This is a genomic window from Shewanella inventionis, from assembly GCF_014641855.1.
Taxonomy (GTDB): Bacteria; Pseudomonadota; Gammaproteobacteria; order Enterobacterales; family Shewanellaceae; genus Shewanella; species Shewanella inventionis.
The window spans coordinates 39766-66006 of the sequence record NZ_BMII01000030.1 but is presented as its reverse complement, the minus strand read 5'-3'; the positions used below and the strand labels follow the sequence as shown (position 1 = coordinate 66006).

Annotated in this window: 23 protein-coding genes and 2 pseudogenes; 3 read left to right on the top strand and 22 right to left on the bottom strand. The window is 40.7% G+C overall.

Annotated elements, in window-relative coordinates; genetic code table 11:
- Positions 1 to 472 precede the first annotated feature (472 nt).
- A complete protein-coding gene (locus tag IEW93_RS16705; protein ID WP_223419153.1) occupies positions 473 to 1654 on the bottom strand; it encodes an OprD family outer membrane porin in 1182 nt (393 codons plus the stop codon).
- Between the two features lie 474 nt (positions 1655 to 2128).
- On the opposite strand from IEW93_RS16705, the gene IEW93_RS16700 reads away from it, so the two are divergent.
- Positions 2129 to 2680 (top strand): CueP family metal-binding protein, encoded by a 552-nt coding sequence (locus tag IEW93_RS16700; RefSeq protein WP_188740414.1) that lies wholly within the window; start codon positions 2129 to 2131, stop codon positions 2678 to 2680.
- Positions 2681 to 2862: 182 nt separating this feature from the next.
- Here IEW93_RS16700 and IEW93_RS16695 read toward each other — a convergent pair whose 3' ends face one another.
- The 21 genes and pseudogenes from IEW93_RS16695 to IEW93_RS16605 form a co-directional block, all read right to left on the bottom strand.
- Positions 2863 to 3306, bottom strand: coding sequence for a YybH family protein (locus IEW93_RS16695; RefSeq protein WP_188740418.1), 444 nt, complete (start codon positions 3304 to 3306; stop codon positions 2863 to 2865).
- A 75-nt stretch (positions 3307 to 3381) separates the two neighbouring features.
- The gene (locus IEW93_RS16690; protein ID WP_188740413.1) at positions 3382 to 4278 is read right to left on the bottom strand and encodes a CopD family protein; all 897 of its coding nucleotides are present in this window, start codon (positions 4276 to 4278) and stop codon (positions 3382 to 3384) included.
- Between the two features lie 14 nt (positions 4279 to 4292).
- Complete coding sequence (locus IEW93_RS16685; RefSeq protein ID WP_160056769.1) at positions 4293 to 4715, bottom strand: copper resistance CopC family protein; 423 nt, start codon at positions 4713 to 4715, stop codon at positions 4293 to 4295.
- 114 nt (positions 4716 to 4829) lie between these two features.
- Entirely contained in the window at positions 4830 to 5543 is a 714-nt protein-coding gene (locus IEW93_RS16680) for a copper resistance protein B (RefSeq protein ID WP_160056767.1), read from the bottom strand.
- Between the two features lie 11 nt (positions 5544 to 5554).
- Positions 5555 to 7573, bottom strand: a complete 2019-nt coding sequence (locus IEW93_RS16675) for a copper resistance system multicopper oxidase (RefSeq protein WP_188740412.1) — start codon at positions 7571 to 7573, stop codon at positions 5555 to 5557.
- Entirely contained in the window at positions 7570 to 8085 is a 516-nt protein-coding gene (locus IEW93_RS16670; RefSeq protein ID WP_188740411.1) for a DUF411 domain-containing protein, read from the bottom strand. Before IEW93_RS16670 ends, IEW93_RS16675 begins: the two co-directional genes overlap by 4 nt.
- A gap of 136 nt (positions 8086 to 8221) precedes the next feature.
- Positions 8222 to 8614, bottom strand: a complete 393-nt coding sequence (locus tag IEW93_RS16665) for a hypothetical protein (protein ID WP_223419152.1) — start codon at positions 8612 to 8614, stop codon at positions 8222 to 8224.
- Positions 8615 to 8790: 176 nt separating this feature from the next.
- Positions 8791 to 11919, bottom strand: a complete 3129-nt coding sequence (locus IEW93_RS16660) for an efflux RND transporter permease subunit (protein ID WP_188740409.1) — start codon at positions 11917 to 11919, stop codon at positions 8791 to 8793.
- A 2-nt stretch (positions 11920 to 11921) separates the two neighbouring features.
- Complete coding sequence (locus IEW93_RS16655) at positions 11922 to 13460, bottom strand: efflux RND transporter periplasmic adaptor subunit (protein ID WP_150138785.1); 1539 nt, start codon at positions 13458 to 13460, stop codon at positions 11922 to 11924.
- On the bottom strand, positions 13457 to 14890 hold the full coding sequence (locus IEW93_RS16650) for a TolC family protein (protein WP_188740408.1): 1434 nt from the start codon (positions 14888 to 14890) through the stop codon (positions 13457 to 13459). Before IEW93_RS16650 ends, IEW93_RS16655 begins: the two co-directional genes overlap by 4 nt.
- A gap of 119 nt (positions 14891 to 15009) precedes the next feature.
- Positions 15010 to 15396, bottom strand: a complete 387-nt coding sequence (locus tag IEW93_RS16645) for a hypothetical protein (RefSeq protein ID WP_188740407.1) — start codon at positions 15394 to 15396, stop codon at positions 15010 to 15012.
- Positions 15397 to 15567: 171 nt separating this feature from the next.
- Positions 15568 to 15930, bottom strand: coding sequence for a cation transporter (locus IEW93_RS16640; protein WP_188740406.1), 363 nt, complete (start codon positions 15928 to 15930; stop codon positions 15568 to 15570).
- Between the two features lie 195 nt (positions 15931 to 16125).
- Positions 16126 to 16476, bottom strand: coding sequence for a cupredoxin domain-containing protein (locus IEW93_RS16635; RefSeq protein WP_188740405.1), 351 nt, complete (start codon positions 16474 to 16476; stop codon positions 16126 to 16128).
- A gap of 10 nt (positions 16477 to 16486) precedes the next feature.
- The gene (locus IEW93_RS16630; protein ID WP_188740417.1) at positions 16487 to 18733 is read right to left on the bottom strand and encodes a heavy metal translocating P-type ATPase; all 2247 of its coding nucleotides are present in this window, start codon (positions 18731 to 18733) and stop codon (positions 16487 to 16489) included.
- Positions 18733 to 19203, bottom strand: coding sequence for a MerR family transcriptional regulator (locus IEW93_RS16625; RefSeq protein WP_160056747.1), 471 nt, complete (start codon positions 19201 to 19203; stop codon positions 18733 to 18735). Before IEW93_RS16625 ends, IEW93_RS16630 begins: the two co-directional genes overlap by 1 nt.
- 120 nt (positions 19204 to 19323) lie before the next feature.
- Positions 19324 to 19758 carry a DUF2057 family protein gene (locus tag IEW93_RS16620; protein WP_188740404.1) on the bottom strand — a complete coding sequence of 145 codons (435 nt, stop codon included), beginning with the start codon at positions 19756 to 19758 and terminating at the stop codon, positions 19324 to 19326.
- A 91-nt stretch (positions 19759 to 19849) separates the two neighbouring features.
- Positions 19850 to 20191, bottom strand: a complete 342-nt coding sequence (locus IEW93_RS22055; protein WP_229706706.1) for a hypothetical protein — start codon at positions 20189 to 20191, stop codon at positions 19850 to 19852.
- A 225-nt stretch (positions 20192 to 20416) separates the two neighbouring features.
- Positions 20417 to 20641, bottom strand: a pseudogene (locus tag IEW93_RS16615) (ISAs1 family transposase); the annotation flags it as partial.
- Between the two features lie 76 nt (positions 20642 to 20717).
- Positions 20718 to 21965, bottom strand: a complete 1248-nt coding sequence (gene ltrA, locus IEW93_RS16610) for a group II intron reverse transcriptase/maturase (RefSeq protein WP_188740403.1) — start codon at positions 21963 to 21965, stop codon at positions 20718 to 20720.
- Between the two features lie 596 nt (positions 21966 to 22561).
- Positions 22562 to 22775, bottom strand: a pseudogene (locus tag IEW93_RS22050) (ISAs1 family transposase); the annotation flags it as partial.
- 359 nt (positions 22776 to 23134) lie between these two features.
- Positions 23135 to 24184, bottom strand: coding sequence for a DNA-binding protein (locus IEW93_RS16605; RefSeq protein ID WP_140907661.1), 1050 nt, complete (start codon positions 24182 to 24184; stop codon positions 23135 to 23137).
- A 205-nt stretch (positions 24185 to 24389) separates the two neighbouring features.
- Here IEW93_RS16605 and IEW93_RS16600 point away from each other — a divergent pair, with 205 nt between their 5' ends.
- Together IEW93_RS16600 and IEW93_RS16595 are read left to right on the top strand one after the other, a co-directional pair.
- A complete protein-coding gene (locus IEW93_RS16600) occupies positions 24390 to 25403 on the top strand; it encodes a tyrosine-type recombinase/integrase (protein ID WP_188740402.1) in 1014 nt (337 codons plus the stop codon).
- 26 nt (positions 25404 to 25429) lie between these two features.
- A complete protein-coding gene (locus IEW93_RS16595) occupies positions 25430 to 26185 on the top strand; it encodes a helix-turn-helix domain-containing protein (protein ID WP_050991421.1) in 756 nt (251 codons plus the stop codon).
- The last annotated feature ends 56 nt before the right edge of the window (positions 26186 to 26241 follow it).

Here is a 26241-nt window from a genome sequence, read left to right as displayed (position 1 = left end):
AAAAGCTAGACTGGGCGATTTGCTATATAACAAGAAACGCTCCAAAGTCACAGCAAAGAAAATCTAAAGAAGACATAACCTTAGATGGGATTTATGTCAGACTTAATGCTTAAGGTCCAGTGTATGAAAAGAACATATCAGTTATTAATGTATAAGTCAGCTATTACTGAGTACTTAATATGACTATAGGGTAGTAAGGCTCGATATCTGTGTATACCCTTCAGATTTGAATAATTTCGCTACTAGTCATTAGTGGTAATTATATATAAAATGTCTTGAGGCAGAAGTGCTTTAGAACGATTTTAACTTTTCAACTTATAACATATGGCGAAGTTCGAAAACACCGTAGACATTGCGAGGTCAGTTCTAAATAGGTGGCCAAATTAACTTGACCACTACAATTTGCAATTAAAACAACATCGTTAGGGAATTAAGCTTTATCAAAAATAAAGTTCGCAATAAATTATAACCGCTAAAAGCTATAAGAGAATTTTGTCCTTAAATCAGTAGCATCTTTTTGATTACTTTCATAATCCAATATTGAAAAATCAACTGATATACCGCAATTAGCTAGTTTACCATCAAATTGATATGCAAGATTAACCGTCCATTCATTTAAATCTTTTCCAACTATGGGATTGTCAAAAGATGTATAAAATAATTTACCTTTAACATTAGAGAGAGTAGTACCTACCCCCAGTTGATACGAATTTGTGCCCGCTTCAAATGCAGCAACTCCCGCAGTTTTAGTAGTTGCAGTAAACTGATAATAAGCTCCTTGACCTATGCCTCTAAAAACTCTATTTTCTCCTTCATTTCCTCCAGCTAATGTATAACCAGCGAAAAAATCTACTCCCCCCTGGCTAAAACCTACTTTAAAGCCCAAAAGATCATTATCAACTAGTTCATTTTTATCCCACTTAGTTTTGTAGTACTGCATCGCAATATAACTTTTAAAGTTAGTTGGCAATGTATACTCTACATCCGCATAGAGTGCTTGGACTTCATTTATTACATTTGCGTACTGTGAGTTAATTTTAACTTTTTTAGCTATCCGTTTATTAACTTGTGCGAAAAAGACGCCATCATTGCCTATTTTATAAAAGTCGCCAGGGGAACCAGAACCATTATAATCAAAATCAACAAATTCATTATCAACATAAAATGATTTATCTGTTCGAGTCTGATATTTAGTCACATAACCAATCGAAATATCAGTATCCTCAAAATGACTTGAAGACACCTGATACATTTCAAAAGACTCTTTTATTAATCTTGAACCTGAGTTAGCGATCAAGGGTGATGAAAAGTGTTGCCTACCTCCAGAAAACACCGTATCACCAAACTGATACCTCAAAAAAGCTTCCGATAATACAAGACCTTGTGCGTTTATACTGCCCGCAGTTCTATCATCATCATCATTGATGTTACTAACGTATGATCCCTGTACTTCTCCTCCCAATTTAAACCCATTAAACTCTGATGTATTAAAAGTAACATTACCACCATTCACCCAAATCGAGCTATTCTCTGCATTTGAATCGTCAAAATCTTGTTCGAAATAGTACGATTTCGCTGTACCTCCAACATTACCATTGTGTATCCATTCAGAAAAACTTTCAATATCACCATTAGAGAATGCATTATTACTCATTGCTAATAGCACCAAAACATATTTATTATATTTAAACATACAAACCTTATTAACGTTAAGTTACAAATAAGAAACCATATTAAGTAAAACTAAAACTAAAGATAAACAAATAAATTACAAACCCAATCGATAATACAAACTAGAGCATTTTTAACAGTGATCTATTTCACAACAAAAAATATCAAACCGACATAAACATTAATTTAAAATAAGACATAGGTTTAAAACCCAAGTTTAAAACTTAGGTAGAAAAATTAAAAAAGACGCAAGTTTAAAACCTGAGTTACAAACCTAGGAGAATAGAGCGTTAAAGCATATATTTAAAAAACAAAAAAACAAACGACCAAAAATATCAGGCCGATATCAATAATGTTAATTAGATCAATATATATAAAACCACAAACGTTACAATAAAAATAAGCGAGGCACGTTTAAATAAAAATATTTTATACACTATATAGGAAAACTCAGACCATGATTAAAAAACACATTCTATTAGCACTTATAGTTGCATTTTCAAGTCAATCATATGCTACAACGATAGATTCTGAATCATTCAAAAAGTTAGATTACAAAAGTGCTGTCACGACAGCTCATACACTATACAAAAATAATGATGGGATAATGATAAAAGTTCTACCCAACAAAATAGTTGCAACTTTCGCAGATGGAAAAAGTAGTTCTGTAGCTATACCAAAAGATCAATTCTTTCTTTCAATAGCTCCTTACATTAATAGTTCTCATCCATGTACTAATCATGTTTTAACAGGTTGTACCGGTGAGATAAAAAATCAAGTAATGAAAGTTGTCATGATTGATACTGATACAGGTGAAACATTAATAGACAAACAAGTCACGACACAACGGGATGGATTTATAGACTTTTGGGTTCCAAAAGATAAAAACTTAGCATTCAATATTTATCATAAAGCAAAAGACGGAAGCGAAAGAGTGGCGAGAGAGGTACTGTCTACTTTTAATAACGATAGAACTTGCATTACTACTATGCAACTTATTGAAATTTAATACTTTAATTCAAAATTAACATAAGACTGGAGTTATTCCGGTCTTTTTTTATATAAAAAAATGGAAATCCTTTTCCATAAAATATCATGCATTAACATGATCTGAGTCTTTGTGGTTTTCTTGGGAGCACCTACAAAGAACCTCAAGACAATCCCTTATCTGGTTGATGAAATTTTTATTAGTTACGACCAGTGCACGTGGGTTATTTTCCAATGACCATCCGCTTGTTTAATTAACACAAGCGTTTCCATGGTCATTGAGTCAATACTTTTACCTTTATATTCACCTTGGGCGTGACTTATTGACGTTGAAATAGCAATGTCATCTGTAATCGTTACTTGGTGTTCTTTTGGCGTTATGGTTAACCCTTTTAAGTAGGCCATATCTGCAAGCATGTGATGATTGGCATAATCCGTAAGTGAACGTTCTACTTTTCCACCTTCATAAATTTGCACATTGACAGCTAATGACTGCCTGACAATAGCCTCATTGCCCGTTTGTAATGCAACATGAAATTGTTTGACAACATTACCCGCGGCGGAATCAACACCGATAAACGCTTTTTGTTCTATAGGGTGAGTTTCATCACCATGGGCAAAGCTCAATGAGCTTTGTCCTGCGGACATCAGTAATATCCCGGTGGTTATGAGTATTGTTAAAGGTCTATTTTTCATTTTTATCTCTCTGTCAATTTATAGTGATTATCCAAGACTCATAGGACCAAGCACGCTCGAAAGTACCGCTGTTGTCGCTAATATCAGTACTGCTATTAATGCTTCTAATCCAATCGATTTTTGTAGTTTTTGTTTTGCAAATGATGGAGGCGCAATCGTTAATTTCGGTACTAAAACCAATTTATGCCATGCTGCTATAAGCAAAATGATAGCCACCAAACAGAGCTTGATGGTGACCGCGATACCAAAATCGGAACTGAATAATTCAGTGGGGCTATCAAACAACATCCACACCATTCCCATGCCTGAGAGCAACACAAGAATGACAATCACTATGCCTAAACGACCAAATGTATCCATGACATTTTTTATGACGATGTTGTCATCGGTGCTACATAATTTCCATAATGGATAAAAAGCGCCTATCCAACTGCCAATGATCAACACGTGTATCAATATCAAGCCTTGAGCAATCAATCCTAGTTCAGTGCTATGGCCAATAAAAGTAAACGTGACAGCAATTAACAGACTGCTGATAATGGCTAATACCGCAGAAAACTTTTTGATATAGCGGTTCTTATGTAACAGTAAACCACTAGCCACTAGCATTAACCCAAAACCGATTAAGCGCCAAAGCACAGTTTGCCCTACCTGGGTTGGCCACAGAAAAGCATGCATCTGCGCATCGAACATTCCCATCAAGCCGTTTTCAGCAAAAGCCCCTATTTGCGCAAAATAGTTGATACTAACGGCAATCAACCCCAAAACAGCACCTAGGCCGGTATATTTTGTAACGCTAATGCCGAGGTTCGGTTGGCCCTTAATGAGATATTGCATCAATGTGCCGCCAATAACGGCGGCAACACTAAGATAAATAACCCATTTAGATATCAACACCGATATGTCAAACACGGTTAATATCATGTTTACTCATCCACTTATTGATGTGCAGTGTGCTCGCTAGTCTCATGCTCCATTGTCATAGGCGTTGCACTGCGAGTGTTCATACCAGAGTTATGTAGCATAAAGCTCATGTTGCCTTTCATCTTATGACCGTCGTCACCCATGATCATCCAGTTAACTGTGTAATTAGCTGCGTTTAATGCTGGTAGGGCGAATGAAAATTCAGCTTGACTGGCCGCACTTGAAGGTAATGTTAACGGTACGCTTTGCTGCTTCTCATCTTGCATTGTTAATTTGACCAAACGTACCGGAGCCGTAAAGGTCAGTTCAAGCGTTGTTGGGGCTTGACTTAGCATGGCACCGTTAGCGGGCATAGAACTGCTCAGTCCGACATGAGCAAATGCTGAAGCACTCAGGAATAGACTTGTTACGACTAAAACGTTGTTAAATAATTTCATGATATTTCCTTTTATATTGTTTTTAACGATCGAAAACGGTTTACATAAATGATTAAATATTGGCTGAGCTAACATATTGGCACCAAGCTTATAACTCAGTGTACGAACGAGGTCTTAGAACCACGCTCTAAAACCAATAACAAACTGGGTTTCTTGTGTATCTTCCCCTTCATTTCGGCTGTATTCGGCGGTATTACCGAGTTTCTGACGCCAATCCACACCGATATAGGGTGCGAACTCTCTAACAATCTCGTATCTCAATCGCAGCCCTGCACTGACGTCAGATAAGCCAGAGCCTATTCCAAGTTCAGCATCGTCCTTACCAAATAAATTAACTTCTACTTCAGGTGTGAGTATCAACTTTTGAGTGATTAAGAGTTCATATTCCGCACTCAAGCGCATAGCCGTACGGCCTTGGTCACCTATAAATAAGGCCGCGTCAATATCAAAGAAATATGGCGCTAACCCTTGAACCCCAATCACAGCCCAATTACGAGTCGGCGTCGGTTTGATATCGGTTTTAATACCGAATTGTACATCCCAGTATGGTGCGATGGGCTTACTGTAAAGAGCCTGAATTTCAAGATCTTGCTTATCACTATTTGAATATTCACCTTCAGTTTTAAGCCACAACTTATTCAAATCGTAACCTAACCAGGCTTGTGCACTAAACTGGGTGGGATCTTGCGGATCCACGCCTTTTTCAAATTGATCCAGCATGACTTTTGTTAATAGAGGGTCATCATTACCGCCGGCAAACACAGCTGAGCTAGTCAATGTGGCGCTCAGACTCAACAGTCCCAAGGCCATTAAATTCGTTTTATTCATCTGTATTCCCCTTATTTCACCACGACTTTTCTGAACATGCCTGGCATGTGGAATAACAAGTGGCAATGATATGCCCATTGCCCTTTTGCATCGGCGGTGACTAAGTAACTGATCTTAGAACCCGGCTGAACTAATACAGTGTGCTTACGGGGAATAAAATCAGGGTCGCCTGTCTCTAACTCACTCCACATACCATGCAAATGCATAGGGTGAGTCATCATCGTGTCGTTCACTAAGGTGATCCGCAGTCTTTCTCCGTATTCAAACTCTAATGGCGCGGCGTCCATAAATTTCACCCCATTCACAGACCACATATAGCGGTTCATATTGCCGGTTAAATGCAGTTGAATTTCGCGGCTAGGTTGGCGTGTGTCGTAGGTAGGATGTAAGCCTTTAATGTCGCCATAAGTTAATACTTTGCGGTTAAATTGCTGTTGATGGTCACGCAATCCAATCCCGGGGTCGTGTAAGCCACTTTTTGGGGCATCGGCACGCATATCCACTTGTGGGCCGAACTCGGTGTCAATGTGTTTAATTTCATTGTTACTGCCAAAGCCTGCAAGCCCTAGTCCTGAGACTGTCGCTTTCGCAGCGTCCATTGCCATTTTGCTGTGTTCCATCCCTGACATATCACCGCCACCCATAGCCATCTTGCTGTGATCCATGCCTGACATATCACCGCCGCCCATAGCCATCTTGCTGTGATCCATGCCTGACATATCACCGCCGCCCATAGCCATCTTGCTGTGATCCATGCTTGGCATATCACCGCCGCCCATAGCCATCTTGCTGTGGTCCATGCCTGACATATCGCCGCCGCCCATGTCCATTTTGCTGTGGTCCATACCTGACATATCCATGTCACTCATATCCATGCCCATATCACTGTGGCCAAGGACAGGCCTTGGATCCATTGGGGGAATAGGAGCATGTAAACTGGGATCTGAGGTAAGGTTACCTACCGTAAAACCGGTGCGGTCGATACTCTGAGCAAAAATACAATAGGCATTATCAACCTCTGGCTCAATAACCACATCATAGGTTTCAGCAACACCGATTCGAAATTCATCCACAGACACCGGTTGAATGTTCTGACCATCACTGGCAACAACAGTCATTTTAAGACCCGGTATACGCACATCAAATATGGTCATCGCTGAACTATTTATAAAGCGTAAGCGCACTTTCTCACCTTGTTCAAACAACCCTTGCCAGCCCTGTTGCGGAGGATTGCCATTCATTAAATAGGTGTAAGTTGAACCCGTAACATCAGATATGTCTCTGTCACTCATGCGCGCGTTATTCCACATCGAACGAGCGTTCCACGTATTGGCTAAGCCATTTTTATCTACGTCAGAGAAAAAATCCATTACCGTACGCTCACGGTAATTATAGTAATCGGCTTGTTTCTTTAATTTGGCATAAATGTTTTCAGGGGCTTCGTCAGACCAATCAGACAGCATGATCACATAGTCACGGTCATATATGACCGGATCGGGGGTCGCTGGATCAATCACAATCGCGCCGAATAAACCGGTTTGTTCTTGATAGCCTGAATGACTGTGATACCAATATGTGCCACTTTGCTGGACGGTAAATTGATACTCAAATGTTTCACCGGGTTTAATGCCATCAAAGCTAAAGCCAGGCACACCGTCCATTTCGGTGGGTAAAATAATACCGTGCCAGTGAATAGAACTATCATGGTCGAGGTTATTTTTTACTCTTAAGGTGACTGTTTCACCTTCTTTCCAGCGCAATAACGGCGCGGGCAGCAATTGGTTGACCACAGTGGCCCGAGCAGATTTCCCGGTAAAATTAACCATTTTATAGTCAATTGATAAGTCAAACACTTTACCAGAAAGCTGGCTCAACGATTGGCTTAACGCATTGGCAAAGGCATTTTTAGGGAAAGGGATCGACATCAATGCCAACATGGCGGATGCACCAAACACAAAGCGGCGTCGGCTGTTGTTGGGTTCACTGTCTGGCGTTTGAATAATGGGTTTTATCATGTATTGAGATTTCATTGTACAGACTCCTCAAGAGAATTTACTTGGGCGTAAACCTGGCTACTACCATCTTTTTTCAACAGTAAGACTTGATATGGCATAAATTTATCTTGGTACTCCATACCAGGGCTGCCCACTGGCATAGCGGGTACGGTTAAGCCGATAGCATCTTTAGGAGGGGTGGCTAAAAAACGACTAATCAATTTTGCAGGGACATGCCCTTCAAACACAAAACCTTGAGATGACACTGCGGTATGGCAAGATTGCATTGAAGCAGGAATGCCCTTTGACTGTTTAAACTCATAAAGGTTGTTAATATTGTGGGCACTAACACTAAATCCACGCTCACTAATATGCGTTAGCCATTTCTCACAACAGCCGCAATTAGCATCTTTATAAACGGTGAGTAATGGCTCCGTAGTGCCGGGCTCTGCTGCACGGGCAATTAATATCCCTCCCATAGTTTGCAGAATAAAAATAGTACCTATGACACGAAAAAAACGAATAGAATTGCGATATAGAGCAGACATAATATTGCCTCCAAATCAAATTTCGTCACATTAAACAACGCGGTTTAATGTCAGTTTATTAACCAAAAGGTTAAAAAATTGAAACTACATGATTGGCTAGGACAGCTAGCAAAAAAAAGGCGTAACTGTGCCTATGTTAGGCAAATATTGGAGGACGGTATAAAGATGAAAAATACTGAGGCATTAGTGCTGAGGTAAACATTGTTGCAGCATTAACAAAGCTGACTTCTGATTTAAGCATTGGCATCGCCATAGTTAAAGCGACTGATAAACATGATCCGACAGGACAATGGCACGCTTGGGCGCAGCAACTATCATCCGCATCATCACTCATATCCATGTTCATGTTCATATCCATGTTCATGTTCATTTGCATACTAGCGTCATGACATGCTTTGCCATTTTCAGCAGGCATATTTGAAGTCGTCATTGAATTCATTGGCATAGTACCAGGCATAATCACAGACGCAAAAGTTTGACCGACAAACGTCAGTAAAACAAACATCATGATTAAGTGGATTCTACGCAAAATATATCTCCAATGATTATCAAATAATAGTAGTGAAAAATACTGCATTTAGCAATGAAAATTTATTTGAAAAACATAATTTAATGAAAATAAAAAAAATATGATAAAAATCAATCCAATATAAAATAACGATGCAATTTTTTATCTGCATCGTTATCCTAATCAACTAAATATTATCATTCCTCATGTATCAATTTAGTACGACGCCATAAAAAGAATACAACGGGGACAATTAATAGTGTCAGTATGATTGCACTAACCATTCCGCCGACCATTGGTGCAGCAATCCTACTCATCACCTCGGAACCGGTTCCAGTACCATAAAGGATAGGCAATAATCCAGCTATGATTGCTGCTGCCGTCATCATTACAGGACGTACGCGCATACCTGCACCTTGAATAACAGATTGAGTCAACTTTAGTTCATCAAATTTTTCTAGCTGCTGTGAACTATGATCAATCGCTTCTCTATAGGCTTGGTTTAAATAAACAAGCATAATGACGCCGATTTCGACAGCGACACCCGCCAATGCAATAAAACCGACTCCTACTGCAACTGAAAAATTAAAACCTTGTATATACATTAACCAAATACTGCCCACCATGGCAAAAGGCAATGTCCCCACAATAATTCCAACTTCAACAACATTGCGGAAATTCATGAACAATAAAATAATGATAATAAATAAAGTAAATGGTACTACGTAAGTAAGCTTTGCTTTAGCTCTTTCCATATACTCATATTGACCAGCCCAAGTAATAGAGTAACCGGCGGGTAATATCAATTTATCATCCACAACTTTTTGTGCTATATCAACATAACTACCAATATCAACATCCTCAATATCAATGTAAGCCCAACCATTAAGGCGAGCATTTTCACTTTTGATACCCGGAGGTCCATTTTCAATAATAACGTCCGCAACGTCACCCAAAGAAATTCTCAAACCTTGCGGAGTCACTATAGGCAATAAAGCTAATGCTTCAGGTGAATTGCGATAATCCTGAGGATAGCGTAGGTTAATGGGGTATCGCTCTAACCCTTCAACGGTTTGTGAAATACTCATACCACCAATCGCTGTGGCCACAACCTGTTGAACATCCGCTATATTCAAACCATATCGAGCAGCATTCTCACGCTGGATATCAACTTTAATATAACGTCCGCCTGCAACTCTTTCAGCATAAACTGACGAAGTCCCCTTAACATCTTTAAGGATTTCTTCTAACTGTTTACCAATTTTTTCAATTTCCTTGAGATTAGGTCCAGCAATTTTAATGCCTACAGGTGTTTTGATCCCTGTCGCCAACATATCTATTCGGGTTTTAATTGGCATTACCCATGCGTTAGTCACACCTGGTAACTTAACTAATGAGTCTAGTTCTTGTTTTAAACTCTCTGTAGTCAGGCCTTCTCTCCACTCGCTTTTGGGCTTAAGTTGAATAAACGTCTCCACCATTGTCAGAGGTGCAGGATCCGTTGCGGAGTCTGCTCGACCAACCTTACCAAATACAGTTTTAACTTCGGGCACAGTGTAAATTAACTTATCCATTTGTTGCACTAATTGGCGTGCTTTACCAATAGAAATACCAGGGTAAGTTGTCGGCATGTACATTAAATCACCTTCATCTAATGGAGGCATAAATTCACTACCAATTTTATTTAGTGGCCACACACCAATCAACAACACAAATAATGCAAATAACAGCGTTATCTTCGGAAACGCCAGTACTTTTCTCAACACAGGCACATATACTGCTGTTAAAAGTCGATTAACCGGGTTTTTGTGCTCAGGAAGTACTTTTCCGCGAATAAAGTAACCCATTAGCACTGGAACTAATGTTATAGCTAACGCTGATGACACAGCCATTGCGTACGTTTTAGTAAACGCAAGCGGTGAAAACATCCTTCCCTCCTGTGCTTCGAGGGTAAATACCGGTAAAAAACTAACAGTAATAATCAGTAAACTAAAAAATAAAGCAGGGCCAACTTCGCTGGCAGACCGAGCTACAACCTGCCAACGGTTTTCTGGCGTCAATGGCGTTCGTTCCATATGTTTATGCATATTTTCAATCATGACAATGGCGCCATCGACCATGGCACCAATTGCAATTGCAATACCGCCTAAAGACATGATATTGGCATTCAAACCCTGCAAGTGCATAATAATAAATGCCGTTAAAATACCAACTGGAAGGCTAACAATCGCCACAAGTGATGATCTTACATGCGCCAAAAAAACCATACAAACTAAAGCAACAACTAAAAATTCCTCTAGCAGTTTAAACCCTAAGTTTGATACGGCTCTCTCAATTAAGCCACTGCGGTCATAAACCGTCACAACTTCCACGCCCTCAGGAAGGCCCTTTTTTAATGTCTCTAATTTAGCTTTAACGCCATCAATTGTTTTTTGGGCATTTTCACCAAATCGCATCACAATAATGCCACCGACCGTCTCACCTTCACCGTTTAGATCAACAACGCCACGTCGCATTTGCGGTCCAGTCCCGATATCCGCAACATCTTTTAGCAGTAATGGGGTGCCATTATTGTTCACGCCTAATGGGATATTGCCGATATCCTCTTTATTCTCAAGATACCCTGTAGCACGAACCATATATTCAGCTTCTGAGAGTTCGACAACAGAGGCACCAATTTCTTGATTACCACGGTTAATCGCCATTTGAATAGCATTTAAAGGTATACCAAAGGCACGCAACTTATCAGGGTCAACCTTAATCTGATACTGTTTAACCATCCCCCCTAGAGCGCTCACTTCAGAAACCCCTGGGACAGTTTGTAATTCATACTTTAAAAACCAGTCCTGTAGACTGCGTAACTCACTAATATCGTGTTTACCGGTTCTATCTACGAGTGCATATAAATATACCCAGCCCACACCTGTTGCGTCAGGTCCTAATTGAGGCTTTGCATTATCAGGTAACGTTGAAACGACTTGGCTAAGATATTCCAACACACGACTACGAGCCCAATATAAATCGGTTTCTTCATCAAAGATGACATAGACATATGAATCACCAAAAAAAGAGAATCCCCTGACCGTTACCGCACCAGGCACAGACAGCATAGCCGTAGTTAAAGGGTAAGTGACTTGATCTTCAACTACTTGTGGGGCTTGACCTGGATAACTTGTTTTAATAATTACCTGAACATCAGATAAATCAGGCAAAGCATCAATAGGGGTATTTTTAAGTGAAAATAAACCCGCGCCGACGAGAATTGCACTGGCGAGCAAAACAAAAAATCTGTTTGCTACAGACCATCGTATTATTGATTCAATCATGGTTATTCTCCCATCTCCATTCCTGAATGATCTGCTTGATGTGTTGTATTAGATACATCATCAGTAGCTTTGGGATTGTGTATATTTACCACTTTGACCAAGCCGTCTGATGTTTTTTCTAATTCAATATGAAGCACAGCACCAACGGTAAATACAGAGAAATCCACACTGTCATCAACAGTAAAGTCCATGGTCATTTGTGGCCATTCCCATTCACTGACAGCTTGATGGTCCACATTAATCATTCGATGTGCAGCCATTAAGCTATTTACTTTTGCTTCTACCCAAGCCGTTTCTGGAGTGATGGCTTGAATATTTTCTTGCTCATCGTCAGGTGCTCTCATACGTTTAAGGTCAGAGGTTTTATTTGATTCAGAATCCAATAGGAATTGTGCTGACGAGACAACAACATCTCCGTCATACAGGCCTGATTTTATTTGAATTTTATCATCATCGAATCGCCCTAACGTTACTGCTACAGATTTATATTTACCTTCACCGAGGGCAAGTACTACTCGGTCTGAGTTTCCTGTTCTAATCACTGCTTCCCTTGGTAGCAGTAATACATCCTCATCACTTCGTGTTTTTATCGACACTTGTGCAAACATATTCGGTTTTAATGCAGCATTGGTATTATCGAAGCGCAATCTCACTTTTAGCGTTCTTGTTTTACTATCTAATGCGGGGTAGACATAATCGACTTTTCCTTGCCAAGATTGACCAGGTAAATAATCTAATTTCATTTCAACTTCTTGCCCAACTTTAACCATGTTTGCTTGACGTTCAAAAACTTCAGCTTCAACCCATACTTGTGTTAATGAACCAATTGAAAACATTGTCATACCCGGTTTTACAAACGAGCCCTCCCTTACATTCAAATTATCAATAACACCACTTTGATCAGCATAAAACGTAATATTTTGTTTGACTATTCTATTTTTTCGTAACGCTTTAATCTCCTCGCTTGGTATTAATAATGCTTTCAACCGAGCTTCAGAAGCTGTAATCAAACGCTGATCATTTCGATTTAAAGCTAATAACATTTCTTCTTGCGCATTAACTAAAGCAGGAGAATAAATCGAATATATAGGTTGCCCTTTAATAACCGGATCACCAGAAGCTTTTACATAAAGTTCTTCAATCCATCCTTCGACTCTTGGATTAATATGAATAAGTTGATCTTGATCATATTGAACATATCCAACTGTTTTAATGCTTGTTTGTAGTGTGCCAAACGTTGCTACGGATGTCCGCATACCAAGTTTATTAATCACTGCAGGTGATATTTTAACGGCACCAGGTCCAAAATCTGTCGAATCGGTGCCATCTTCGTATACAGGTATAAGATCCATACCCATTGGTGATTTCCCTGGTTTATCACTACGATAATTAGGATTCATAGGTGCGACCCAATATGATGGCTTAGCTTTTGCGCTGTCCTCTGAAGCTATTTCATTCTTCGGTGTATATAAGATTGATGCACTAATACCAGTAAGAATACCGATAACTAATATGCTGATCATTTTTAAATTGTTGTTCATTTTACTTCTCCATCAACATAAGATTTATGTAAGATGCTAACTGGACCCACATTGGGGGTAAAAAAATAGTTCAATTGAACTTTAAGTTTCTGTAAATCAACGTTAATAGCCAAAGCATCTAATTGAGTATTCAATTGAGCAATGAGGGAGCGAACGACTTCAGCGAAATCTCCCTTATCATTCGTGTAAGCCGTTAATGACGCATCTGCTTGATCTTGCATTTGAGGTAATAAAAAATCGTTATAGAGTGTCTGACGTTGTTCCAATTTAAGAAATTGCACTTTCGCAGTACCGTATGACGCCATCATGTTTCGAAGCAGTAACCACTTTTCTGTTTTAATTGACTCTGACTGAGAAATAGCGGCTTGAACTTGCTTATCTTGCTTTGAAGAAGTAAATATTGGTAAATCAAAACTCACACCTATTGACAACAAATCATCGCGAGAATTACCCATAGGATCATCGCCTCGATAACTATATCCAGCATTTACACCCCATTCAGGCTTATACAATTGCTTTGTTAACTCGACACCTTTTCGGCTTGACTCAATTCTTTGCTCCAATGCTGAAATGAGTGGATGAACAGAGAACGCTTCATACAGAGACTGTTGGTAATGTTGGCTATTTTCCTCATCGAAATAAAGATTAGGATTCGTTAGTTTAATTTGAGGAAGTATATTAGGGACGGTAAACGTCGAAAATAACAGCTCATAATCTTGTTCATGACCTATTCGATATTTATCAACAAATGCCTTACCAACCCATTCAGATAATTTCTGTTTAAACATATCTTCTTGCTGAGCCAAAACAGTCAGCTTATCTTCGAGACGGGTCACCTCTAACTGAGCACGAATGATATCCTGCTGATTAGATTTAACTAAAGCAGATGAATATCCTGCTTTTGCGACATCAGATAATTGTTCGAATAAGTTCCGATTACGCTCAATCAGTGCAATACTCTCTTGCGTTTTATATATATCAAACCAAATTTGAGCGGTGGTGACACTTAACTTAGCTCGTCTATCTTGTCTTAAAAATGGGTATTGCTCAGCCATTAACTCAAGTTGTTGTTTGCGTAAACTTAAGCTATCACCACGGGGAAACATTTGAGTGACACCAATGTTCAATTGAGTCATTGCTTCTTGTCCAAAATCAAAAGTGTTAATGGACAAATTCGCTAAACCAACACTGATTTTTGGATCTGGTAAGGTTCCTGCCGCGATACTTTCAGATTTAATAGCATCTTGTTGATATTGATTACTGACTAACCAAGGATCGTTCGTCTGAGAAAGATAAACCGCTTCTTCCAATGTTAATTTTTGTACTGGTCCTGCCGCATATACCGCAGCACTCATTCCAATAGAAAACATCACTACTATCAGAATAGATTGAGTGTATATATCACCCAACCTCTTGTAAATTAAAGACATAAAGCCTCCAAATTAGTTACCTACATTCGAATTAAATTCGAACAAAGTAATATCTTGTTAATTTATAAAAAAGATAAACGCATAGAAAAACGAGCGAAATTTGCTCAAAACTTTCCTATCTAACAAGAAAATATTGGAGGACGATATAAAGAAGAGTTATATTGTGGAGTCGTATTTTGAGTTAAACCTGATATAAAATGACTCAAACTTGAAATAGTGACTGACTGAAAAGTATCCATTTCAAGGGCAATTGAAAAACAAGTACCTATCGGACAATCACATTGACTATCACAACAGTCAGGAATGTCAGTGGTAGATGTTTTAACGGTATCGACATCTGATGTTAATTGGTGATGGCAAGCGTTAGTCGCAGCGATATTAACAGGGTTTGATTTACTTAACATTGAATTCATATCAGAGGGGCATGGCAAAATCACAGACGCAAAGGCTTGATTGACAAATGTCATCAAGATAAGCATCACTGTAATAATTCGCATACGACTCAAGATAAAACTCCAATATAATTAGTTGTATTAATGCTAACTTAACTTTACTAAATAATCATAGTTAACTGTAATATTTTTTACTATAAACTACTAATACTTGACGTAGATCACACTTCAAAAGATCTCACTAATAAGGTAATAATTACCGATAAAAAAGATCTTCTAATTTTCTTAACTGGTCTTGGTTCCTGGAACTTTATGGCAACAATGTGGTTGATGTTTTGCGTTATCTTTTATGTTTTGATCCACAAATTGATAGTAATTTACCTTTATATAGGTCCACCAATCATTATGAGTATCAGCACCATGCTTTCTGATAACTTCCTCAATATTTTCTAAATTGATATGACTGACATCATAGGTAAGATAAATAACTTCCGATTTTTCATTATAAGTCACGTCATCTATGCCAAACAGTTTGACTATATCAGTCTGTAATGTTTCTAAATTTTGATTATCAACTCCAGTTAATCTTAGGTTTCTGACAACTAAAGTCGCTTCTTTAACGCCCGGTCTATGTTCACAATCACTCATAATCTCTCTCTTAATCATTAACTCATCATTTATCTGAAGTTCTAGATAAAATGGCCAATATTCTAACCTAGACCGTAAACAGCTTAGGTTAGAATCAAAATATTGATGGCAAAGTTAAAAATGCTCATTTTAATACTGCTATTATATGCATCACTGATACCAAAATATTGAAAAGTACGCATAGATATCTAGTGTTTACTCAACAATCAATACACCCTTATACATTTGCATCTGGCAATGAAATGGATACTCACCTTTTTCCAGTGCCGGTAAGGCTATCGTCGTCGTTTTATCCAGCGCTAAATCTTGGCTAATCTCCAAGTCTGGTAGCAAGACAGTGGCTGAACATCCGGATTTATCTTGGCGTAAAAAAGTTATCTCTGTTGGTGTATTAGCCGAAATTTTAATTCGTGCTGGCGTATACACACCGTCTTTAACCAGTATCAATGTACTAGCGTCAACACTAGAATCGTTTGTCGGTTTATATAGCCAAAACCACCAAATGATAAAACCGATTAATGCGATACACAGTAAATTAATTAACATATTGAAGCTCCTAGTGTTCTTTGGCTTTAAACAAACGTAAACGGTTAGCGTTACTCACTACGGTAAGTGATGAAAAGGCCATCGCAGCGCCAGCAATCACTGGATTTAGCAAAATACCAAAAACAGGAAAAAGCACACCTGCTGCTAAGGGAATACCCGCGACGTTGTATATAAACGCGCCAAACAAGTTTTGTTTAATGTTGCGCAGCGTTGCTTTACTAATGGCTATCGCATCGGCTAAACCATGAAGTGATCCGCGCATTAAAGTCACATCAGCGCTTTCTATCGCCACATCAGTGCCTGTTCCAATAGCAAAGCCAACATCGGCTAACGCTAATGCGGGGGCGTCATTAATCCCATCGCCAGTCATGCCAACCACTTCATTTTGTTGCTGAAGTTCAGCTACTTTATTGGCTTTATCTTCTGGCATGACTTCTGCGAAAAAATCATCAATACCAACTTTTTTAGCCACTGCTGCGGCGGTCGCTTTATTGTCCCCGGTTAACATAATCACTTTGATGCCATTGAGTTTCAGTCTCGCAATCGCTTCAATTGAATCAGGCTTTATCGGATCTGATACCGCAATAATGGCCAGTAATTGCCCTGCAAGCGCTAAATACATTGGTGTTTTTGCATTTTCAGCTAACACTTGAGCCTTAGCTTCGTGAAGGCCAATATCAATGTGTTTGTCTAACATCAGTTTTAAATTACCAAATAGTAATGTCTGGCCATCCACTTCAGCTTCTACACCTTTACCTGAAATGGCATTGAAGTGCTCAGTGTCAATGGCTTCTATACCTCTATCATTCGCACTTTCTACAATGGCTTGCGCAAGTGGATGTTCGGAGTGACTTTCGATTCCAGCAGACAAGGCAAGTACCTGTTCTTCACTGTCGGCATTAACCAAAATAATATCTGTAACTTGCGGTTTACCTTCAGTAATGGTGCCGGTTTTATCTAATATCATGGCGGTTATTTTAGACGCGGTTTGCAATGCTTCACCGTTACGAATAAGCACCCCCGATTCAGCTGCCTTACCAACGCCAACCATCACTGACATTGGCGTTGCGAGACCTAGCGCACAAGGACAAGCAATAATTAATATTGTTGTTGCAGACACGATGGCAAATACACTTGACGGCTCAGGGCCAAAATTAAACCACACCATGGCACTGACTATAGCGATAATCATAATGGCGGGCACAAAGTAAGCGGCTATGACATCTGCTAAACGCCCAATCGGCGGCTTAGAGTTTTGCGCCCGTTTGACCATACTAATAATGCGAGCCAGTGCGGTATCCTTACCTACACGAGTGGCTTTAAATATGATTGAGCCTGATTTATTCAAGGTGCCAGTGACCACATCGTCACCTATCACTTTTTCAACAGGCATTGGCTCACCGGTCAACATTGATTCATCAATGGTGCTGTTACCTTCAAAAACCACCCCATCGACTGGAATTTTTTCGCCAGGGCGAACTTTTACATGATCATTAAGTAATACATGAGCAATATCGATGTCGAGGTCTTTCCCATCACGGATAACCCGAGCAGTTTTAGCTTGCAAACCAATGAGACGCTTAATCGCTTCAGAGGTTTTACCGCGCGCTTTAACTTCTAGTGCTAAACCAAGATTAATTAAACCAATAATCATTGCGGTCGCTTCAAAGTAAACATGTCTTGCCATCTCGGGGAACAATTGTGGAAATGAAACAATCAACATCGAGTAAACCCAAGCAGTACCGGTACCTAAGGCAATGAGGGTGTCCATATTGGCATTATGGTTTAAAAATGATTTCCAAGCGCCGATATAAAAATGCCTACCTGATATAAGCATAATTGCCAGAGTCACCACACCGACCAGTCCCCACACAGTTTGCTCTAATAGGGTTGATACCGTCATTTCGCCAATAAAAAGTCCATAAATCATCAACGGGATACCGACGGACAAGGCGATAATGGTATGGCGTAATAAACTTTTATAATGTTGTAAATCAGCCTGTTCTTTCTCGTTCATGGCATCTTCTGCCGACTCAGCCTGTATTTGAGTGGCATTATAACCAGCGCTTTCTACTGCTTTTATAATCAACTCGGCAGATGCGTTACCCGAAACAAGTACTGTTCTGTCGGCAAAGTTCATTTCGGCCGAATCAACGCCTTGCACGTTGTTAATCGCTTTTTCAATTTTGCCAACACAACTCGCGCAACCTGCGCCGAGGATATTGAGTTGTATTGTAGTATGGCCTGTTTTAGTCATCACTTAATCTCCATTGAAGCTTTATCAACATAATGGGGAACTCCTAATTCTTCTGAAACTATATCCTCTTGATTTGTATTCTCTATTAAATGGCAAATCATGTTTCCTGTGGGTATGTTGTCAGGCATTTGAGACCAATCTTGTATCGCCTTAGAAAGCTTACTTCTTAATTGCACCATTTCGTTGAACTGTTGCTCAGTTTCAAGCAGCTTTACTTTAATTAATTCGCGTACAAGTTGACATGCACTATCCCCAAGATCAGTCTTAGAAAAAATAACTTTAATATCTTCGACAGAAAAGCCTAAATTTCGAGCACTCAAAATAAATTGCATCCTCACCATATCTTTATGGTTGAATGTTTTATAACCATTATTGGGAGATTTGCTTGGATTGAGTAATCCAATTCGAGTATAAAAACGCACAGTATCAGCGGATACACCCAATTTATTAGCGAGTTGAGCCACTTTCATACAACCTCCAAACCATCATAAATAACTACGATAGTTCAACTATAACTCTGTGTGTAACACACAGCTCAAGAAGTATATTAGGTATTGATAGGGCGCTATGATAGCGCCCTATTAATCCAATTAATGATTCATCATTTTACTGTGTTGTTTCATAATGATAGACATTAACTCTGCATGGTTAACCAGCTTAACTGATTCGCCTTTTAAGCTAGCCGTGTCTATTGTGATCTGAGGGGAGTCGATAAATTTGCGAGCAGATTTTGTAGTGAAAATATCCTTAGCTCTAACCTGAATATCTTCGTTCTTAGTTAAATTCAAACTCCAATATAATGCATCAGATTTTACAAAATTAGTATCATCTGCTCCCGTTGAAAAAACGTCAAAAAACTGAAGTTCAAGTAAATGTTGACCAGGTTCAATGTCAATCTGCCCCTTATTAGTCACAGACTGACCATCAACTGAAGTAAAAACAAGATAATCAGGTAATGTAATAGTAGCAGCCATTGAAGCTGTACTAGCTAAAGATAAAAGTGTAATTGCGATAAATTTTTTCATGATAAACTCCAGATGCTTTATGATGCTCATAAGTAAACGAGCAACGAAAATCTTTATAAATTAATAGTAAGTGATTAATTAAAATAAAGAATTAAGCAATTGGAGGGGGATTTTGACTTCCAAGCGAAGCCGGAGTTGATATCCATAAAGTTGAGTTAACTTTAGAACTTGTGAATAGAGCATTAACTAAATTTGAATCTGATAACAAAACAAATACATTAGCGACTGCATGGCAATGGCTAATACAGTGGCTTGAATCTTCGGGACAACAGTTATCAGTATCATCACAATCATTGTCCATCGTAACTGAATGTGACATAGAGCTAGTTTGCATACTTGATTCAGACATTTCGCTAGACATAGCATTATTTGGCACTAATAACTGTGTTATTAATGTCAATATAACTGCTAAATTTAGCAAAATCTTAATCATGCTATTATACTCAATTTAATCATATGGACTACGTTAGCAAATTTTAGAATCAAATTCCATGATGTAAGTCACAATCCTAGGTCTATTAAGATATTCAACTTACAATTATTAAACTATTCAATGAATCCTTACCCTGACATAACACTGGGGAGATGCAGACCTGGGCGGGATATGTGCTCTGTACTATGTAGATATGCCCAAGGGATATTGCAGAGAGCACAGGACTCAGGGCCACCGCATGAGTATTTTATTTGTAACCGAGCTACTAAATCCAGTCTTTAATACTACTTTAAGCATCGATGGATTCATCATGCATCGCTTTTGTTTTCTAACAATGCTTATCTTCGTCGGCTCTGCTCCTAACATATTCAAGCTCATATGATGCAGGCATGATAGATTTTCCGCCCCGTGAGCATTGTATATCAGACATACATCCTCACTCATACTGAGGAGAGTAGACCGCTGGAACTTCCCCAGCGGCCCCTCGCAGAACGGTACGTGAGCCTCTCGACTCATACCGCTCCCATTAAACCATCGACCCTCTCATTCCTGCTCGCCAATGGGCAAACAAGTAACGATGAGTGCGGGCAAGGTTTTCCATAAACTTACCGGCTCTCGTTTTGCGTCGTTGAAGTTTCTTGTACTTGTGCCTCGCCCACCAGATTAACGCTTTGTTTACCTCGCGGAAGACCCTGTACAACTCAGAACGACAGAAGCTGCCATAGTAGTTTATCCAACCATTGATGATTGGGTTGATCCACCTGGCTATTTGCTCAAGACTTAAATCTGTTCGCTTTCGGATACCTAGCATTCTAATTTTCTTTATCATCCCTTTTTGAGCATTTCTGCTCGCTGCGGGCGTAAAACTGATAAAGATACCCTGTGTTTGTCTATTCCGACAAAGACGTGGTCTGAAAGTGTACCCTAAAAAGTCAAAACTAATGTTCTCGTGCTTACCTTTTCTTGAACCATCTTTGCAATACGCAATTTTGGTTTTCGTTGGGTGAAGCTCAAGCCCACAGGCTTCAAACCTCTCTTTAAGCTCTACTAACATTTGTTGAGCTTCCTTCTCACTATCACAGTGAACAAGCCCATCATCTGCGTATCGACACCATTTAACATTGGCATGATTCTTTTGCATCCATTTATCAAAAACATAGTGGAGAAATAAGTTGGCTAACACTGGACTAATGACACCACCTTGTGGCGTCCCTTGCACTCGCTCAATTATTTCACCATCCGCTTTTATCATAGGCGCTTGTAGCCATCGCTCAATATACAGCAGCAACCATTTGCAACCCGTATGTTTGCGTACTGCTTTCATTAGCAAATCGTGTGAAATGTTGTCAAACAGCCCTTTTATATCAAATTCCAGAACCCAGTCGTGATACCAGCAGCGTTTTCTTGTCACCCGCACTGCATCTATCGCTGATTTCTTTGGTCTATAACCATATGAGTCATTAAGAAACTCAGGTTCAACCAAAGGCTCAAATGAAAGTCTCGCTACCATTTGGGCGATACGGTCTTGGATCGTAGGGATACCGAGTATCCGCTCACCACCTGATTTCTTTGGTATCGCCACAGCTTTAACTGCGGGTGGAAAATAGCAACCAGAAGACATCCTATTCCAGATTTTATAAAGGTTGTTTTTTAAGTCTTTTTCAAAATCAGCCATTGATTGCTTATCAATGCCTGCGGCTCCTTTATTCGCTTTTACTAATTGATAGGCTTTAACAACTTGCCATTTATCAATATTGAATCGATGTGCATTCATCAAGATATCTCCTCCTGCTTAACAGTTGGATATAAGATGAATACTGTTTAACACGACCCCTTCGCTCCACATTCATTACAAATGCTTCTTCACTATTACAGGTCGTTCCGCCCCAGTGCCAGACATTGGTACTCTCATACTTACCATTTTAGTGATTTGTATTTCTCCCTTAACATTCTGACGACTGGTTCCCACAGTTCCTGAAAAGAGCCTGAAAATGAGATCACGCCCACTTTACACCGGACACCACTTACACAGCCTTCGGAGCAACCTGTAAATTTATCACCAGTCTTAGACGCTACTGGCTTTTGATGTCGAGTCTTTGGTTTACGATGCGTCATCATGGGTTCGATAACTCGTCTTCTCATTTCTCACCTGAGCATTTAAATATGCTCGTTTCTTCAACGCTCACCACGAACACTCTTAATATTCGCAGCTTGAAGCGGTTTGAAGCCAGCTTCCGACAGCAGACTTCGATGGGCCAAACCATCATCTCTTCTCAAGCTTAGCCATAAGCTTTTAACATATCCTTATGCTGCAAACCTATGTGCCTGTGGCACACCATCAAGCACCCAGCGCATCGATTCTATGCCCTAATGTTCTCGAACGACTATCGCTGCTTGTTCGGCAATTAACGCCTCAGAACTAATATAATAACGATACTCCAGCTCGATTGGTTTTCCTTTCTCAAGGCGACAACTTTCAACCATAACGTTTTTTTAACCTTTTCCACTTTGAAAAGTCACCGACTAAGTTTTTACTATCAATAACATAGCGCTGGCGACATTCAGTTCACCCATGACCGTGCTCAATTGCAGATTTGTCCGTATTGGACCAGCGGGGGCATTTGAACGAAAACCTACGGTTTTGAATCCTGTGGCACCCTCGTAACCGTAGGTTTTCGTTTGATAGCCGTTAATCCCTGTATTTGAGGTTCGGCTGCATTCGGCCGGTAAAAGCGTTGAAATTAGCCACAAAACCTATAACACATTGATAATATGTAGGAATATCAATATTCTTTTTCCACCTGACGTTTGTCGAATCGATGCTTCTCCTTGGCCTGCAGGGTCTTGTGGAAGAACCGACAAATTTGCCAAGTTTGCTCGTTTAGGGGCTGGCAACGATTTCTGCATTTGCAGCCAGACGATCAAAACACATCCATTAAATCGTTATAGCGAACTTTGAAGCTGTTTAAACTGCCCTTGGATCACTGCTTTTTCCTGAAGAATCACCTTATTCTCATCGGTCAGAAATGCCACTTTATCCTGGGCGGTTTTCAGTTCGGCTTTGGTGGTCTCCAGTGCGTGGGATAACACGGCCACTTGCTTATCGACATCTGCTTTCTGAGTGGTGAGCGCGGCCATGTTTTCCGACAATTGCTCATTTTTATGCTGGTATTCCCGGCACCTTGTCACGGCTTCTTCATACTCGTGTTCCTGGTTCTGGATATCTTCCATCTTTGCGTTCAAGTCGCTATTTAGCGCCGCATTGGCCCGTTTTAATTCATCGGCATTTCGTTGTAACTGCGCGTTGATGTCGAATAGCTCGGACGCTCTCGACTCAGTCTGTGCGAGCCGGTGTTGCAGATCCTGAATCTGATCATTTAACCCCTGGTTAACTATACGGAACTGTTCGCGCTCCTGCTGGCGGTCTTCGGCAGTGCGCTGCTGGTAATGTTCGAAATGATCGCGGATATCCCGGTTTTCCTGCTTGAGTTCGGCAACGCTTTCTTTCAATTCAGTGGTTCGTGCAAGAGCTTCATCCCGCTGGGACTCGGCTTTGGCCAGGCCGACACGGGCGTCTTCCAGGGACTTGTCTTGCTGGCTTTTTTTCTCAATAACACGTGATAGTTGGTTGTTCAGATCCTGTTGGCGAGCGGTAAGCTGCGCGATAGTGTTGCGGGCCTCGGTCAGTTCTTTTCGGAGTTCATCATTCGAAACCTTGAATTCGTCGCGAGCCTGTTCGATCCGATGGTCGCCCATCTGCTGCACCCGCTCATACAGGGACTTTACCACTTCGACGAGGTCGTTCGGTAGTCCACTGACATCGGCCGCCGCCCCATTGTCTAACCGCCAGCGTTTGAGCAACGGCGCGATGGTGCTTTTGCTGCCGGTGCCCAGGTGCTCGCGCACCCGGTCCACCGTGGGTTCCTGGCCGTGCGTGCTAATGGCTTCGGCGGCTTTGACAATATCGTGATAAGTGACTCCGGCACGGGCCATGGCAGGTTCCTCTCAGATTATTTGGTAATGTATTACGTAACACGTAATATAACATTATCTTTACTGTTTTCTAGGCTGCTTGAATATCAATTATTAACCAACGATAATCACACTTATCGTAGGTTAATGGATCTTGACGTAAATTTTCGACTTGTAACGCCGGTACATAGCCGCCTTTTGAGCGACATCGAAGGAAATCCTATTCATGAACAACAAACCGCCAAAACCGGCTAGCAACTTGCCATTACGTAATGAGGAATCGACCCTGATTGAACGTCAGGAAGCCGAATCATTGCGGCACTACCTCCAGGCAGCGACGTCCGACAACACGCGCAAAGCCTACCGCTCGGCCATTCGCCAATTTGAAAAATGGGGTGGTCGCCTGCCCTCGGATCGGGATACTGTCGTGCGTTACCTGCTGGCCAGAGCCGAATCGCTCAACCCCCGGACCTTGGATCTGCACCTGACCGCCATTAGCCAATGGCACCATTACCAAGGGCTCATCGATCCGGTAAGTGATCCGTTGGTCCGCAAAACCATGGAAGGCGTTCGTCGTACTCAAGGCCAACCCAAACGCAAAGCCAAGGCATTACGTTTGGAGCACATTGCCCAGATGGTGAATCACTTGCGGCAACTGCCTGACACCAAAAAGAAACAGCGGGATATCGCGCTGGTGTTGACCGGCTTTTTTGGCGCCTTTCGTCGTAGCGAATTGGTGGCCATTCAAATCGGTGATCTGGTGTGGGAACCAGAAGGACTTCTCATCCGGCTGTCTCGTTCCAAGACCGATCAACAAGCCATGGGCTTAGTGCGAGCATTACCTTTCGGTGCACCAGGCTGCTGTCCTGCTATGGCCATGAAGAACTGGATAGAATTGGCTGATATCAATGAAGGTCCGGTTTTTCGTCCCGTTAACCGTTGGGATAAGGTTCAACCCAAAGCACTGAATCCCGGTGACATTAATCAATTACTCAAGACTCTGGGCAACGCCTGTCAGTTCGATTTCGTGCCGGACTTGAGCAGCCATAGCTTTCGGCGTGGCCTCTCTACATCGGCAGCGAGGGAAAAAATCGACTTTGAGTTTATTAAGAAACAAGGCGGCTGGAAGAGCGACGCTACCGTATGGGAGTACATCGAAGAAGGACAGCAATTCACCAATAATGCCTCATTTATCCTCCTAGAAAAGTTGCAAGCGCTTATAGACAGTCAACTACAATGAAAAGCTGCCTTTGTAGAGATAGGGTAATGATCACAACAAATACTTTAGTGAACCCATGGCGCGGCTCAGTAGCGATAACACCAGGTATCGGTGCGTTCCTCGGCGAGTCAGGAGACAATAAGCCCCATAAACATTGGGCGCATCAAATCGCGATCGGTTTAGATGCAAACGTTGAAGTCATTTCCAGCGAAACACGGCACAAAGAAAAGGGGTTATGGATACCGGCTGGAGTTACTCATCAATTGATAATGGCCGAGGTACTGTGTATTTATATCGATCCAACCCATGATATTTGCAAAGCCTTGCTGCCTCACATAAAAAATCCGTTGATGCAACCCATTGGGACACTCCGTGAGGAATTCAATACGGCGTGTTTATCTCGCTTTACTGCCACGGAAAACCTTTCATTCGAACTGGAGGCTTTCGAGCGTCACTACCGGCACGATCAAACATCTGATCCAAAGAGCAGATTGAGCCACATTTTAAAAGCATTACATGCCGAAGCCATGGATGGGCGATCAATCTCTAGAGCCGAGTTGGCAAAGAAAGTTCGTCTTTCCCCAAGTCGTTTTTCCCACTGGTTTTCCGAAAGCACCGGCTTACCTTTACGCAGCTATAAAAAGTGGTTAAAACTATTAACGGGGTTTGAGTTATCACGCCAAATGTCACTCACTGATGCGGCAATTGCATCGGGATTTTCCGATCAGGCCCATTTCTGCCGGTCTGTTACCGAGGCTTTTGGTGTTTCCCCGGCAGTTATTCAACGGCTTTTGTCAGAATAAACAGCACTTTCGTTCAATGTGGCTACGTGTAAACATGAGATGCTGAACACTCTCAA

Excerpts from the sequence above, each read along its gene's own strand:
- IEW93_RS16705 (WP_223419153.1), bottom strand. The coding sequence starts at position 1,654 with ATGAGTAATAATGCATTCTCTAATGGTGATATTGAAAGTTTTTCTGAA.
- IEW93_RS16700 (WP_188740414.1), top strand. The coding sequence starts at position 2,129 with ATGATTAAAAAACACATTCTATTAGCACTTATAGTTGCATTTTCAAGT.
- IEW93_RS16695 (WP_188740418.1), bottom strand. The coding sequence starts at position 3,306 with ATGTCCGCAGGACAAAGCTCATTGAGCTTTGCCCATGGTGATGAAACT.
- IEW93_RS16690 (WP_188740413.1), bottom strand. The coding sequence starts at position 4,278 with ATGATATTAACCGTGTTTGACATATCGGTGTTGATATCTAAATGGGTT.
- IEW93_RS16685 (WP_160056769.1), bottom strand. The coding sequence starts at position 4,715 with ATGAAATTATTTAACAACGTTTTAGTCGTAACAAGTCTATTCCTGAGT.
- IEW93_RS16680 (WP_160056767.1), bottom strand. The coding sequence starts at position 5,543 with ATGAATAAAACGAATTTAATGGCCTTGGGACTGTTGAGTCTGAGCGCC.
- IEW93_RS16675 (WP_188740412.1), bottom strand. The coding sequence starts at position 7,573 with ATGAAATCTCAATACATGATAAAACCCATTATTCAAACGCCAGACAGT.
- IEW93_RS16670 (WP_188740411.1), bottom strand. The coding sequence starts at position 8,085 with ATGTCTGCTCTATATCGCAATTCTATTCGTTTTTTTCGTGTCATAGGT.
- IEW93_RS16660 (WP_188740409.1), bottom strand. The coding sequence starts at position 11,919 with ATGATTGAATCAATAATACGATGGTCTGTAGCAAACAGATTTTTTGTT.
- IEW93_RS16655 (WP_150138785.1), bottom strand. The coding sequence starts at position 13,460 with ATGAACAACAATTTAAAAATGATCAGCATATTAGTTATCGGTATTCTT.
- IEW93_RS16650 (WP_188740408.1), bottom strand. The coding sequence starts at position 14,890 with ATGTCTTTAATTTACAAGAGGTTGGGTGATATATACACTCAATCTATT.
- IEW93_RS16640 (WP_188740406.1), bottom strand. The coding sequence starts at position 15,930 with ATGAGTGATTGTGAACATAGACCGGGCGTTAAAGAAGCGACTTTAGTT.
- IEW93_RS16635 (WP_188740405.1), bottom strand. The coding sequence starts at position 16,476 with ATGTTAATTAATTTACTGTGTATCGCATTAATCGGTTTTATCATTTGG.
- IEW93_RS16630 (WP_188740417.1), bottom strand. The coding sequence starts at position 18,733 with ATGACTAAAACAGGCCATACTACAATACAACTCAATATCCTCGGCGCA.
- IEW93_RS16625 (WP_160056747.1), bottom strand. The coding sequence starts at position 19,203 with ATGAAAGTGGCTCAACTCGCTAATAAATTGGGTGTATCCGCTGATACT.
- IEW93_RS16620 (WP_188740404.1), bottom strand. The coding sequence starts at position 19,758 with ATGAAAAAATTTATCGCAATTACACTTTTATCTTTAGCTAGTACAGCT.
- IEW93_RS22055 (WP_229706706.1), bottom strand. The coding sequence starts at position 20,191 with ATGATTAAGATTTTGCTAAATTTAGCAGTTATATTGACATTAATAACA.
- ltrA (WP_188740403.1), bottom strand. The coding sequence starts at position 21,965 with ATGAATGCACATCGATTCAATATTGATAAATGGCAAGTTGTTAAAGCC.
- IEW93_RS16605 (WP_140907661.1), bottom strand. The coding sequence starts at position 24,184 with ATGGCCCGTGCCGGAGTCACTTATCACGATATTGTCAAAGCCGCCGAA.
- IEW93_RS16600 (WP_188740402.1), top strand. The coding sequence starts at position 24,390 with ATGAACAACAAACCGCCAAAACCGGCTAGCAACTTGCCATTACGTAAT.
- IEW93_RS16595 (WP_050991421.1), top strand. The coding sequence starts at position 25,430 with ATGATCACAACAAATACTTTAGTGAACCCATGGCGCGGCTCAGTAGCG.